The organism is Pseudomonas sp. (assembly GCF_017744435.1).
Taxonomy (GTDB): Bacteria; Pseudomonadota; Gammaproteobacteria; order Pseudomonadales; family Pseudomonadaceae; genus Aquipseudomonas.
This window is the reverse complement of record NZ_JAGIBG010000032.1, coordinates 1-13253: the sequence shown is the minus strand read 5'-3', so window position 1 is coordinate 13253 and position 13253 is coordinate 1. Positions and strand designations below refer to the sequence as shown.

At 62.1% G+C, this 13253-nt stretch carries 12 protein-coding genes; 11 read left to right on the top strand and 1 reads right to left on the bottom strand.

Features of this window, described 5'->3' with window-relative positions:
* Nucleotides 1–90 precede the first annotated feature (90 nt).
* The 3 genes from J7573_RS19590 (at nucleotide 91) to J7573_RS19580 (ending at nucleotide 2770) form a co-directional block, all read left to right on the top strand.
* Nucleotides 91–1176 carry an NAD/NADP-dependent octopine/nopaline dehydrogenase family protein gene (locus J7573_RS19590; RefSeq protein WP_294339116.1) on the top strand — a complete coding sequence of 362 codons (1086 nt, stop codon included), beginning with the start codon at nucleotides 91–93 and terminating at the stop codon, nucleotides 1174–1176.
* An 8-nt stretch (nucleotides 1177–1184) separates the two neighbouring features.
* On the top strand, nucleotides 1185–2066 hold the full coding sequence (locus J7573_RS19585) for a DMT family transporter (RefSeq protein ID WP_294339113.1): 882 nt from the start codon (nucleotides 1185–1187) through the stop codon (nucleotides 2064–2066).
* 92 nt (nucleotides 2067–2158) lie between these two features.
* Nucleotides 2159–2770, top strand: a complete 612-nt coding sequence (locus J7573_RS19580) for a TetR/AcrR family transcriptional regulator (protein ID WP_110636668.1) — start codon at nucleotides 2159–2161, stop codon at nucleotides 2768–2770.
* Between the two features lie 105 nt (nucleotides 2771–2875).
* On the opposite strand, the gene J7573_RS19575 is transcribed toward J7573_RS19580, so the two are convergent.
* Nucleotides 2876–3316, bottom strand: coding sequence for a heme-binding protein (locus J7573_RS19575; protein WP_008091653.1), 441 nt, complete (start codon nucleotides 3314–3316; stop codon nucleotides 2876–2878).
* 257 nt (nucleotides 3317–3573) lie between these two features.
* Here J7573_RS19575 and gcl point away from each other — a divergent pair, with 257 nt between their 5' ends.
* The 8 genes from gcl to J7573_RS19535 all read left to right on the top strand — a co-directional run bounded on the left by gcl (nucleotide 3574) and on the right by J7573_RS19535 (nucleotide 13095).
* The gene (gcl, locus tag J7573_RS19570; protein WP_159411457.1) at nucleotides 3574–5349 is read left to right on the top strand and encodes a glyoxylate carboligase; all 1776 of its coding nucleotides are present in this window, start codon (nucleotides 3574–3576) and stop codon (nucleotides 5347–5349) included.
* Between the two features lie 54 nt (nucleotides 5350–5403).
* The gene (gene hyi, locus J7573_RS19565; protein ID WP_294339105.1) at nucleotides 5404–6186 is read left to right on the top strand and encodes a hydroxypyruvate isomerase; all 783 of its coding nucleotides are present in this window, start codon (nucleotides 5404–5406) and stop codon (nucleotides 6184–6186) included.
* 49 nt (nucleotides 6187–6235) lie between these two features.
* Complete coding sequence (locus J7573_RS19560; protein ID WP_103446540.1) at nucleotides 6236–7129, top strand: 2-hydroxy-3-oxopropionate reductase; 894 nt, start codon at nucleotides 6236–6238, stop codon at nucleotides 7127–7129.
* A gap of 242 nt (nucleotides 7130–7371) precedes the next feature.
* Nucleotides 7372–8646, top strand: coding sequence for a glycerate kinase (locus J7573_RS19555; protein ID WP_294339101.1), 1275 nt, complete (start codon nucleotides 7372–7374; stop codon nucleotides 8644–8646).
* Nucleotides 8643–10058, top strand: coding sequence for a pyruvate kinase (gene pyk / locus J7573_RS19550; RefSeq protein ID WP_110636657.1), 1416 nt, complete (start codon nucleotides 8643–8645; stop codon nucleotides 10056–10058). Before J7573_RS19555 ends, pyk begins: the two co-directional genes overlap by 4 nt.
* Before the next feature lie 200 nt (nucleotides 10059–10258).
* Nucleotides 10259–11131 (top strand): urea transporter, encoded by an 873-nt coding sequence (locus J7573_RS19545; RefSeq protein WP_294339097.1) that lies wholly within the window; start codon nucleotides 10259–10261, stop codon nucleotides 11129–11131.
* Between the two features lie 45 nt (nucleotides 11132–11176).
* Nucleotides 11177–12001, top strand: a complete 825-nt coding sequence (locus tag J7573_RS19540; protein ID WP_294339095.1) for an ion transporter — start codon at nucleotides 11177–11179, stop codon at nucleotides 11999–12001.
* Nucleotides 12002–12093: 92 nt separating this feature from the next.
* Entirely contained in the window at nucleotides 12094–13095 is a 1002-nt protein-coding gene (locus J7573_RS19535) for a sulfate ABC transporter substrate-binding protein (RefSeq protein ID WP_294339093.1), read from the top strand.
* Nucleotides 13096–13253: the final 158 nt, after the last annotated feature.

Below are 13253 nucleotides of genomic sequence, written 5' to 3'. Positions count from 1 at the left end.
ACACCTCTGGACAATTACGCCTAATCACTCCCAGGGCTGGCAACCGCAAAATCATTCGAACAAGCCACCTCAATCCAGCGGAACAATTCAGTGAACATAAGCATTATCGGTTGCGGCCATGGCGGCCAGGCACTGGCCGCGCACCTCACCTTGCTTGGCCACTCGATCACACTCTATGCAGATGAACAGCACCCCGGCGGCCTGCATGGCATCCATGCCAATACCATCACGCTCACGGGCAGGGTCAAGGCGACAACCACACTTGCAGCCATCACCACCGATATCGAAATGGCCGTACAAAATGCAGACATCATTTATCTGTCCCTACCAACCCACGCGCACGTGCCGCAGTTTCGCAAGATGTTGCCATTTCTGGTCGATAACCAGATCGTCGTCTCGCTAGCCGGCAACTTCAGCGCACTTTATCTATACAGGGAACTCAAGCAACAGCCGCACGCACCGGCCATCCATATAGCGGATACCGCTTCACTGCCGTATGCCTGTCGAGCGCATCGCCCCGGCCATGTGGAGATCATCGAAATCAAGCGGTCGATGCAACTGGCGGCAATGCCGGCCCGAAGCACGCCTTTCATCATGGCCAGGCTGTCGGCGGGCTTCCCGTGCAGGCTGAGCGCCAGCACCTCAGTTCTGGAACTTGGCCTGAATATCACCAGTGCAATCAGCCACCCCACGGTAATGATCACCAACGCCGGACGAATTGGCGAAGGCCAGGCAGAGTTCTACTTTTACAAAGAAGGTATCGGTGCCAGTACGGCAAGGCTGATTCAGGCCCTGGACAACGACAGAATCAACATAGGCCAGCGCTACGGTCTGCAACTACCGAGCTATCTGGACAACATGAACAGTTTTTACGGATATGACTTCAGCAGCATCCACGACTTCTTCACGCAATCCCCGGCACACAATGCACTGAAACTCTGCCCTGCCTCGGTGAACAACAGATACCTCACTCAGGATATCCCCTACGTCATGCTGCCTTGGTACAGCCTGGGCCTGCATGCCCACTATGATTCCGCCGTAATGAAATCACTCATCACCCTGTCGTCCTTACTCAACGACACCTGCTATTTCTCCCACGGCAGGGCAATCGCCAACGACCTTTTCAACGGCATGAGCATGAATGACATCCAGCAGTACATGCAGCACGGAGCCTGACTTCCATCATGAATGATTTCCGCAAGGCAACCCTGTACATGGTGGTGGCCTATGCCAGCATCGTGATCATGAGCAGCATGGTCAAAGAGGCGTCGAACCATGATGTTCCACCCACCGAGACGTTGTTCTTTCGCTTTCTTGTCGGCCTTCTGTTCACGGTGCCGCTGATCATCAGGGAGCGGACTTTCAGCTGGCGAATCCTTGACTTCAGGTCCAGCATGGTGCGCAACGGAGCCGGCCTGTTGAGCATGCTTTTCATGTTCTACAGCCTCAAGTACCTGCCGCTCTCGACCGCCATAATCCTGTCAAATACGTCAGCATTCTTTGCGCCGCTGTTCATCCTGATCATCTACAAGCAGAAAACCTCACTGGCCACGCTGGCTTGTACCGCCGGCGGGTTCGCCGGCGTCTGCATCCTGCTGTATCAACCTGGCCTGAGCGAAAGCCGCGTGCCCTACCTGCTGACCGCGCTGCTGGGTGCGGTATTCGCCGCACTCGCCTACATGGGAGTCAAATCCCTGAGTCGTCAGCACTCGGCGCTGAACATCATTTTCTATTTCTTCCTGAGTGGAACGGTGATTCTGCCGTTTACCTACACCTCGGACTGGGTCTTGCCTTCAGCGCACGAAGCACTGCTTCTTGGCCTCGTCGGTGTGTTCGGACTCGGCTTCCAACTGTTCGCCACCAAAGCCTTCGCCTTGGCAGAAGTCAGTGAAATCACCCCGTTTATCTTCATCAATGTCATCCTGTCGGCGATAGCGGACTGGATACTCTGGAGTACGCTTCCCGATACCAGGTTCTGGATCGGAACTGCTGTAATCCTGATCAGCCTGCACACACTGAGCGTATTCAACCGGCAGCAGGCGGGCGCTGCGCGCAAATCTGCCTGAATTGCATCACCTCAAGCGGTTCCTCGCATGGGTGCTCTGTCCAGCGGTTCTTGATAACATCCCCGCTCGCAGCGTCAAAGGACCGTCCCACCATGAGCACCATTCGCGAGCGCAACAAAGAGCTTATCCTGCGCGCAGCCAGTGAAGAATTCGCCGACAAGGGCTTCGCTGCCACCAAGACCAGCGACATCGCTGCCAAGGCCGGCCTGCCCAAGCCGAACGTGTATTACTACTTCAAATCCAAGGACAACCTCTACCGCGAGGTCCTGGAAAGCATCATCGCGCCGATCATGCAGGCATCGACGCCGTTCAATGCCGACGGTGATCCGAAAGAGGTGCTGAGTGCGTACATCCGCTCGAAGATCCGCATTTCACGTGACCTGCCCCATGCCTCGAAGGTGTTCGCCAGCGAAATCATGCATGGCGCACCGCACCTGTCGCCGAACCAGGTGGAGCAGTTGAACGAGCAGGCCCGGCATAACATCGAGTGCATCCAGCGCTGGATCGACCGCGGGCAGATCGCCCATGTCGATGCCCACCACCTGATGTTCAGTATCTGGGCCGCGACCCAGACCTATGCCGATTTCGATTGGCAGATTTCCGCCGTGACCGGCAAGGCCAAGCTGGCCGACAGCGATTACGATGCCGCAGCTGACACCATCATTCGCATGGTGCTCAAGGGCTGTGAGCCCGAGGCGGCCTGAGCCACCTATGTAAGCCATTCGCGGGCACGCCCGCTCCCACAGGGATAGCGCTGTACCTGTGGGAGCGGGCGTGCCCGCGAATAGGCCAGAACAGGCAGTAGAGAATTAAGCCGCTACACCCGCATCAGCCTTCAACCCCACCTCTTCAATAGCACTGATCGCGCACTGCTCGTCGATATCCGACGTATCGCCGCTGATCCCCACCGCTCCCAGCACCTTGCCGTCCTGATCACGAATCAGCACACCACCCGGTGCCGGCACCACCGGCCGCTCGCCCAGGCCGTTCAACGCCGCGAAAAACGCCGGCCGCTGCTGCGCATCCAGCGCCAGCAGGCGCGAGCCCTTGCCCAGGGCAATTGCACCCCAAGCCTTGCCGGTGGCCACTTCCGGCCGAATCAGGCTGGCGCCGTCCTCGCGCTGCAAGGCCAGCAGGTGCCCACCGGCATCGAGCACGGCCACGGTCAGTGGCGCTGCATTGATCTTGCGGCCCGCCGCCAGCGCGGCGTTCACCAGGCTGACAGCGACTTTCAGGTTCAAAGCGTTCATGGAAAGGTCCTCTTCTTGTTGTGAGAAGCCCTGAGGGCAGGTGAAAAACCGATAAGCCAATAGAACACAACTGAATCTATTTTTGTATACAATAAATTGAAACGATCGTATGCGAGATCGCAAACCGCCGTTTTCGCGGGCGCTCGAACGAAAGCCACCTTGTCCGACGAAAACCCGTTGACCTGAGCGGCCAGCCATGAATACACTCTGGCACAAAGCAAGTTGTATACAATTACAAAATCGATGAGGCACAAACCATGAGCAAAATGAGAGCAATCGATGCAGCCGTTCTGGTCATGCGCCGTGAAGGTGTAGATACCGCGTTCGGCATCCCGGGGGCTGCCATCAACCCGTTGTACTCGGCCCTGAAGAAAGTCGGTGGCATCGATCACGTCCTCGCTCGCCACGTCGAAGGCGCCTCGCACATGGCCGAGGGCTACACCCGTGCCAACCCAGGCAACATCGGCGTGTGCATCGGCACCTCCGGCCCAGCCGGCACCGACATGGTCACCGGCCTGTACAGCGCCTCGGCCGACTCCATCCCGATCCTCTGCATCACTGGCCAGGCACCCCGTGCCCGCCTGCACAAGGAAGACTTCCAGGCTGTCGACATCACCAACATCGTCAAGCCGGTCACCAAGTGGGCCACCACCGTTCTGGAACCAGGCCAGGTGCCTTACGCCTTCCAGAAGGCCTTCTATGAAATGCGCACCGGCCGCCCAGGCCCTGTGCTGATCGACCTGCCGTTCGACGTGCAGATGGCCGAAATCGAATTCGACATCGACGCCTACGAGCCACTGGCAATCAACAAGCCGTCCGCTACCCGCGTACAGGCCGAGAAAGCCCTGGCCCTGCTCAATGACGCCGAGCGCCCACTGCTGGTAGCCGGTGGTGGCATCATCAACGCCGACGCCAGCGACAAGCTGGTCGAGTTCGCCGAACTGACCGGCGTACCGGTGATCCCGACCCTGATGGGCTGGGGCACCATCCCGGACGACCACGCACAGATGGTCGGCATGGTCGGCCTGCAGACTTCGCACCGCTACGGCAACGCCACCCTGCTCAAATCCGACCTGGTGTTCGGTATCGGCAACCGCTGGGCCAACCGCCACACCGGTTCCGTCGACGTCTACACCGAAGGCCGCAAGTTCGTGCACGTGGACATCGAACCGACCCAGATCGGCCGCGTGTTCACCCCGGACCTGGGTATCGTTTCCGATGCCGGCAAGGCACTGGACGTGTTCCTCGAAGTGGCCCGCGAGTGGAAAGCCGCTGGCAAGCTGAAGTGCCGCAAGGCCTGGCTGGAAGACTGCCAGCAGCGCAAGTCGAGCCTGCAGCGCAAGACCCACTTCGACAACGTGCCGGTCAAGCCGCAACGCGTATACGAAGAGATGAACCAGGTCTTCGGCAAGGACACCTGCTACGTCAGCACCATCGGCCTGTCGCAGATCGCTGGCGCGCAGTTCCTGCACGTGTACAAGCCACGCCACTGGATCAACTGCGGCCAGGCCGGCCCGCTGGGCTGGACCATCCCTGCCGCGCTGGGCGTTGTCAAAGCCGATCCGAAGCGCAAGGTGGTCGCGCTGTCGGGTGACTATGACTTCCAGTTCATGATCGAAGAACTGGCCGTCGGTGCGCAGTTCAACCTGCCGTACGTCCACGTGCTGGTGAACAACGCCTACCTGGGCCTGATCCGTCAGGCACAGCGTGGCTTCGACATGGATTACTGTGTACAACTGGCGTTCGAGAACATCAACTCGACCGACGCTGCCACCTACGGTGTCGACCACGTTGCCGTGGTCGAAGGCCTGGGCTGCAAGGCCATCCGTGTGTTCGAGCCGGCCGAGATCGCCCCTGCCCTGCTCAAGGCACAGAAGATGGCCGAAGAGTTCCGCGTGCCGGTTGTGGTCGAAGTGATCCTCGAGCGTGTGACCAACATTTCCATGGGCACCGAGATCAACGCGGTCAACGAGTTCGAAGACCTGGCCCTGGTCGGCAACGACGCGCCAACCGCCATCTCGCTGCTGGACTGATCGCCTGACGCCCCCAGGCTTGCCCTGGGGGCCTTCATCGCAAGGAGACAACCCATGCCTCGCTTCGCTGCCAACCTGTCCATGCTGTTTACCGAACAGGACTTCCTGGCCCGCTTCAAGGCTGCCGCTGACGCTGGTTTCAGCGGCGTCGAATACCTCTTCCCGTACGACTTCAGCGCCGCCGAAATCAAGCAGCAGCTGGACGCCCACGGCCTGACCCAGGTGCTGTTCAACCTGCCGGCAGGCGACTGGGCCAAGGGTGAGCGCGGTATCACCTGCCACCCTGACCGCGTCGAAGAATTCCGCGCTGGCGTCGACAAAGCCATCGAGTACGCCAAGGTGCTGGGCAACACCCAGGTCAACGCCCTGGCCGGCATCCGCCCACAAGGCCTGCAGTGCGCCGACGTGCGCAAGACCTTCGTGGAAAACCTGCGCTACGCCGCCGAGAAGCTCAAGGCCGCCGGGATCCGCCTGGTCATGGAAATGATCAACACCCGCGACATCCCTGGCTTCTACCTGAACACCACCAAACAGGCGCTGGAAATCCAGGCCGAAGTCGGCAGCGACAACCTGTTCCTGCAGTACGACATCTACCACATGCAGATCATGGAAGGTGACCTGGCTCGCACCATGGAAGCCAACCTGAAACTGATCAACCACATCCAGCTGGCCGACAACCCGGGCCGCAACGAACCAGGCACTGGCGAGATCAACTACCGCTTCCTGTTCGAACACCTGGACCGCATCGGCTACCAGGGCTGGGTGGGCGCGGAATACAAGCCGCTGACCACCACCGAAGCGGGCCTGGGCTGGCTGAAAACGCACAACGCGATCTGAATCACTGCTCCCACTGGGAATGCGAACAAATATAAAGAGGTAGTTTCTCATGGCTAAAATCGGTTTCCTCGGCACCGGCATCATGGGCAAGCCCATGGCGCAGAACCTGCAGAAAGCAGGTCACAGCATCTTCGTTTCCACCCACCACGACGCTGCCCCGGCCGACCTGATCGCCGCTGGCGCAGTGGCCCTGGCCAACCCGAAAGAAGTGGCCCAGGAAGCCGAGTTCATCATCGTCATGGTCCCGGATACCCCGCAGGTCGAAAGCGTCCTGTTCGGTGAAAACGGCGTCGCTGAAGGCGTGGGCCCGAACAAGGTGGTGATCGACATGAGCTCGATCTCCCCTACCGCCACCAAAGCCTTTGCCGAGAAGATCAAGGCCACCGGCGCCGCCTACCTCGACGCCCCGGTGTCCGGCGGTGAAGTCGGTGCCAAGGCCGCGACCCTGAGCATCATGGTCGGTGGCTGCCCGAAAGCCTTCGAGCGCGCCCAGCCGCTGTTCGAAGCCATGGGCAAGAACATCACCCGCGTCGGTGGCAACGGCGACGGCCAGACCGCCAAGGTCGCCAACCAGATCATCGTCGCCCTGAACATCCAGGCCGTGGCCGAAGCCCTGCTGTTCGCCGCCAAGAACGGCGCCGACCCAGCCAAGGTCCGTGAAGCGCTGATGGGCGGCTTCGCTTCGTCGAAGATCCTCGAAGTGCACGCCGAGCGCATGATCAAAGGCACCTTCGACCCAGGCTTCCGCATCAACCTGCACCAGAAGGACCTCAACCTGGCCCTGCAAGGCGCCAAGGAGCTGGGCATCAACCTGCCCAACACCTCCAATGCCCAGCAAGTGTTCAACACCTGCCAGGCCCTGGGCGGCGGCAACTGGGACCACTCGGCGCTGATCAAAGGCCTGGAGCACATGGCCAACTTCTCGATCCGCGACGACAAGTAAGACAGTTGTAGATCTCACTGGCCTCTTCGCGGGCTCGCCCGCTCCCACAGGTACTGCGCAAGCCTGAGGGCCACGATATTCCTGTGGGAGCGGGCAAGCCCGCGAAGAAGCCAACACCTATGAACCTGCGACCACAGGTCCATAGGTGAACCCGAGCAACACCCGCCCCTGGTTCGGCCTGCACGGAGGCAGTTCCAGGGGCGTTTTTGATTCTGCAAAACAACAATAACTGGGAGCCTGCCATGTCGGTCGATCCGCAAAAACTTCTCCGCGACCTGTTCGACACAGCCATCGCCGCCGCCCACCCACGCCAAGTGCTCGAACCCTACCTGCCCGCCGACCGTAGCGGCCGGGTCATCGTCATCGGCGCCGGCAAAGCCGCAGCCGCCATGGCCGAAGTGGTCGAAAAGAGCTGGCAGGGCGAAGTCTCCGGGCTGGTCGTGACCCGTTACGGTCACGGCGCCAACTGCCAGAAGATCGAGGTGGTCGAAGCCGCTCACCCAGTCCCCGACGCCGCCGGCCTGGCCGTGGCCAAGCGCGTGCTGGAGCTGGTCAGCAACCTCAACGAAGAAGACCGCGTCATCTTCCTGCTGTCTGGCGGTGGGTCCGCCCTGCTGGCACTGCCAGCCGAAGGCCTGACCCTGGCGGACAAGCAACAGATCAACAAGGCGCTGCTCAAATCCGGCGCCACCATCGGCGAGATGAACTGCGTGCGCAAGCACCTCTCGGCGATCAAGGGCGGCCGCCTGGCCAAGGCCTGCTGGCCAGCCACCGTCTACACCTATGCGATTTCCGACGTGCCTGGCGACCTGGCCACCGTCATCGCCTCCGGCCCGACCGTGGCTGACCCGAGCACCTCGGCCGATGCCCTGGCGATTCTCAAGCGCTACAACATCGAAGCGCCGAAAGCCGTCATCGACTGGCTCAACAACCCCGCCTCGGAAACCGTCAAGGCCGATGACCCGGCCCTGGCCCGCAGCCACTTCCAGCTGATCGCCAAGCCCCAGCAGTCGCTCGAAGCCGCCGCGGTCAAAGCCCGCCAGGCCGGTTTCAGCCCGCTGATCCTCGGCGACCTGGAAGGTGAATCGCGCGAAGTGGCCAAGGTACACGCGGGCATTGCCCGGCAGATCGTGCTGCACGGCCAGCCGCTGAAGGCGCCCTGCGTGATCCTTTCCGGTGGTGAAACCACCGTCACCGTGCGCGGCAACGGCCGTGGCGGGCGCAACGCCGAGTTCCTGCTCAGCCTCACCGAAAGCCTCAAGGGCCTGCCGGGCGTGTACGCCCTGGCCGGTGACACCGACGGCATCGACGGCTCGGAAGAAAACGCCGGCGCCTTCATGACCCCGAGCAGCTACGCCCGCGCCGAAGCCCTCGGCCTGTCGGCCAGCGACGAGCTGGACAACAACAACGGCTATGGCTACTTCGCCGCGCTCGATGCCCTGATCGTCACCGAGCCGACCCGTACCAACGTCAACGACTTCCGCGCCATCCTGATCCTCGAGACTGCCCAATCATGACGCCTGATAAAAAAGTAAAGATCCTCGCCACCCTCGGCCCTGCGATCAAAGGCATCGACGACATCCGCCAGCTGGTCGAAGCCGGGGTGAACATCTTCCGCCTCAACTTCAGCCACGGTGAGCACGCCGACCACGCCCTGCGCTACCAGTGGATCCGCGAAGTCGAGCAGCAGCTGAACTACCCGCTGGGCATCCTCATGGACCTGCAAGGGCCGAAGCTGCGCGTCGGCCGCTTCGCCGAGGGCAAGGTCCAGCTGCAACGCGGCCAGGCCCTGCGCCTGGACCTGGACAAGACCCCGGGCGACAGCCGCCGGGTCAACCTGCCACACCCGGAGATCATCGCGGCGCTGGAGCCAGGCATGGACCTGCTGCTCGACGACGGCAAGCTGCGCCTGCGGGTGACCGCCAAGCACGATGACGCCATCGACACCGAAGTGCTGAACGGTGGCGAGCTGTCTGACCGCAAGGGCGTCAACGTGCCGCAAGCGGTGCTCGACCTCTCCCCGCTCACCGAGAAAGACCGCCGCGACCTGGCCTTCGGCCTGGAACTGGGCGTGGACTGGGTGGCCCTGTCGTTCGTGCAGCGCCCGGAAGACATCGTCGAGGCGCGCCAGCTGATCGGCGACCGCGCCTACCTGATGGCCAAGATCGAGAAGCCCTCGGCAGTCGAACAACTGCAAGCCATCGCTGAACTGGCGGATGCGATCATGGTGGCCCGTGGCGACCTGGGCGTGGAAGTGCCGGCCGAAAGCGTGCCGCAGATCCAGAAACGCATCATCGGCACCTGCCGCCAGCTGGGCAAGCCGGTCGTCGTAGCCACCCAGATGCTCGAATCGATGCGTTTCTCGCCAGCACCGACCCGCGCCGAAGTCACCGACGTGGCCAACGCCGTGGCCGAAGGCGCCGACGCGGTGATGCTGTCGGCCGAGACCGCCTCGGGTGACTACCCGCTGGAAGCCGTGCAGATGATGAGCAAGATCATCCGCCAGGTGGAGAACGGCCCGGACTACCAGGCCCAGCTCGACGTCGGCCGGCCGAAGGCCGAGGCCACCGTATCGGACGCCATCAGCTGCGCGATCCGCCGTATCAGCGGCATCCTGCCGGTGGCGGTGCTGGTCAACTACAGCGAGTCGGGCGCTTCGACCCTGCGTGCCGCCCGCGAGCGGCCACGGGCGCCGATCCTCAACCTGACGCCAAACCTGGCCACCGCTCGCCGCCTGAGCGTGGCCTGGGGTGTGCACTCGGTGGTCAACGACCGCCTGCGCCAGGTCGACGAGGTGGTGTCCACCGCCCTGGAAATCGCCCAGGCGCAAGGCATGGCCAGCCGTGGCGACACGCTGCTGATCACAGCCGGTGTGCCTTTCGGCAAGCCGGGTTCGACTAATACCTTGCGGATCGAGACCCTGGTCTGAGATCGCCGGGGGCGCTTTGCGCCCCTTTCGCGACACAAGGCCGCTCCCACAGGGACCGCGCCAAGGCATGGACACACGATCCCTGTGGGAGCGGCCTTGTGTCGCGAAAGGAGGGCAACGCCCTCCCATCACACCGAACCTGCGGAAAACCGAGGCCCAAAGAGGCCCACCGCTCCCCCATCAACCTTGCTGACTGCCCCATGTACACCAAGAATTTCGTCAACCCGTGCCCCGACTGGGCCACGGCGCTGCTCAACGGCTTCAGCCAGGTGCTGCTGCTGCGCAACCCCCTGTGCGGCCTGTGCTGCCTGCTGGCCATCCTGCTGACCGCCCCCGACCTGGTCGGCGGCGCTCTGCTCGGCGCCCTGTCCGGCCTGCTCACCGCGCAACGCCGCGGTTACGACCGCGCCGACCGCCAGGCCGGGCTGTACTGCTACAACGGCGTGCTGATCGGCATCCTGATCAGCGCCGTGCTGCCCTGGTCGGTCATTCTGCCGCCGCTGATCATCGCCGCCGGCGGCCTGTCGAGCATCATCACCCACCAATGGCGCAAGCGTGGCGGCAAGCTGCTGGTTGCCTACACCGCACCCTTCGTGCTGCTCGGCTGGGTTGCCCTGCTGTTCGCAAGCCCCGCGCCCAGCGGCTTCGTCGACGCAGAACCTGTGTATGCCCTGGCGCGGGGCGTCGGGCAGATCTTCCTGCTCGACCAGCCGCTGGCCGGGTTGCTGATCATCATCGGGATGTTCATTGCCAACCCCTATGCCGCGACGTGGGCCGTGCTCGGTTCGGCCATTGGCGGCGGCGTGGCGCTGCTCGCCGACCAGGCGCAAGCTGCGTGGCTGGGCTTGTTCGGCTTCAATGCCGCGCTGGCAGCGTTAGCCTTCAGCCGGCAGGGTGAAAAGCCTTGGGTTACGTTGCTGGCCATTGCTCTGGCCCTGCTGCTGCAACCGGTGTTCAAGCTTTTGCCTGTCTCCGGGTTGACTGCGCCCTTCGTCGCTGCTTGCTGGTTGATGCATCTGGGTAGCCACCTCGCCCAGCCCCGGCAGCGCAACCCCAGCCGCTTGCACAGCTGAAACGCAGCCCCTAGGCTCTGCCCATCGCAATTGTGGAACGAGCCAATGAACAACCCTGCGAGCCTGCGCGAGCAGCTCTACGTCATCGTCTTCCAGACCGATACCGTGGCTGGAAGGCGCTTCGACAAGATCCTCCTGCTGATCATCCTGGCCAGCCTGGTCACGGTGATCCTCGACAGCATCGACGATGTGCACCAGGGATACGCCGGCCTGCTGGCCGCCATCGAATGGGGCTTCACCGCGATCTTCCTGGCCGAATACCTCACCCGCCTGTACTGCACGCCCAAGCCCTTGCGCTATGCCTTCAGCTTCTACGGTCTGGTCGACCTGCTGGCGATCGTCCCGGGGATCATCGCCCTGTACTACAGCGACGCCCAGTACCTGCTGATCATCCGGGTGATCCGGATGCTGCGGATCTTCCGCGTGCTCAAGCTCAGCCCCTACCTGAAGCAGGCGCATTACCTGATGGAAGCGCTGCGCGGCAGCAAGCAGAAGATCATCGTGTTTCTGGTGACGGTTTCTACCCTGGTAACGGTGTTCGGCACCCTGATGTATGTGATCGAAGGGCCGGAGCATGGCTTTACCAGCATCCCCAAAGGGATCTACTGGGCGATCGTCACGCTGACCACGGTGGGCTTCGGCGACATCGTGCCAAAGACGCCGCTGGGGCAGGTGCTGTCGTCGCTGGTGATGATTACCGGTTACTCGATCATCGCCGTTCCAACCGGGATCTTTACCGCCGAACTGGCCAACGCGATGCGCGGCGAGCAGCTGCAACATGACTGCCCGACCTGCAGCAAGAAGACCCACGAGCATGGCGCGGCATTCTGCTCGCGTTGCGGTAACGTGCTGTTTCCAAAAACCGAATAAGCAAAGAGCCATTCGGTCTTTAAACGCCCAAGAACCAAACGTTATAGTCGCTGGCACATTGCCAAACATTTGAACCAGAACAAGGACGCAACGTGAAAAAACTCTTCACCGCCTCGCTGCTCGCCGCCGGCCTGGCCTTGGGCAGCCTGGCCCAAGCTGCCCCGACCCTGCTGAACGTTTCCTATGACGTGATGCGTGACTTCTACAAGGACTACAACCCGGCCTTCCAGAAACACTGGGAAGCCGAGCACAACGAGAAGGTCAATGTGCAGATGTCCTTCGGCGGCTCGAGCAAGCAGGCGCGTGCGGTGATCGATGGCCTGCCGGCCGATGTCATCACCATGAACATGGCCACCGACATCAACGCCCTGGCCGACAACGGCAAGCTGGTGCCGGACAACTGGGTAACCCGCCTGCCGAACAACAGCGCGCCGTTCACTTCGGCCACTGTGTTCATCGTGCGCAAGGGCAACCCCAAGGCCCTGAAGGACTGGCCGGACCTGCTCAAGGACGGTGTGCAGGTGATCGTGCCCAACCCCAAGACGTCCGGTAACGGCCGCTACACCTACCTGTCGGCCTGGGGCTATGTACTCAAGCAGGGCGGCGATGAAACCAAGGCCCGCGAATTCGTCGGCAAGCTGTTCAAGCAGGCGCCGGTGCTCGATACCGGTGGCCGTGCCGCCACCACCACCTTCATGACCAACCAGATCGGCGACGTGCTGGTCACCTTCGAGAACGAAGCCGAGATGATCGCCCGCGAGTTCGGCCGCGATCAGTTCGAAGTGGTCTACCCAAGTGTGTCGGCCGAGGCCGAGCCGCCAGTGAGCGTGGTCGACAAGGTGGTGGCCAAGAAAGGCACCCAGGCCGTGGCCGAGGAATACCTGAAGTACCTGTGGTCGCCAGCAGCCCAGGAAATCGCCGCACAGAACTACCTGCGCCCGCGTGATGCGGCGGTACTGGCCAAGTACACCGACCGCTTCCCGAAAGTCGACTTCCTGTCGGTGGAGAAGACCTTTGGTGACTGGCGTACCGTGCAGAAGACCCACTTCAACGACGGTGGCGTATTCGACCAGATCTACACCAACCAGCAGTAATTGATGTAGGCAGGACCGGCCTCTTCGCGGCTAAAGCCGCTCCCACAGGTACAGCGCAGGGCCCTGGGAGCGGCTTTAGCCGCGAAGAGGCCGGTCCTGCCTACATCAATTACTGCTGGTTGGTGTAGATCTGGTCGAATACGCCACCGTCGTTGAAG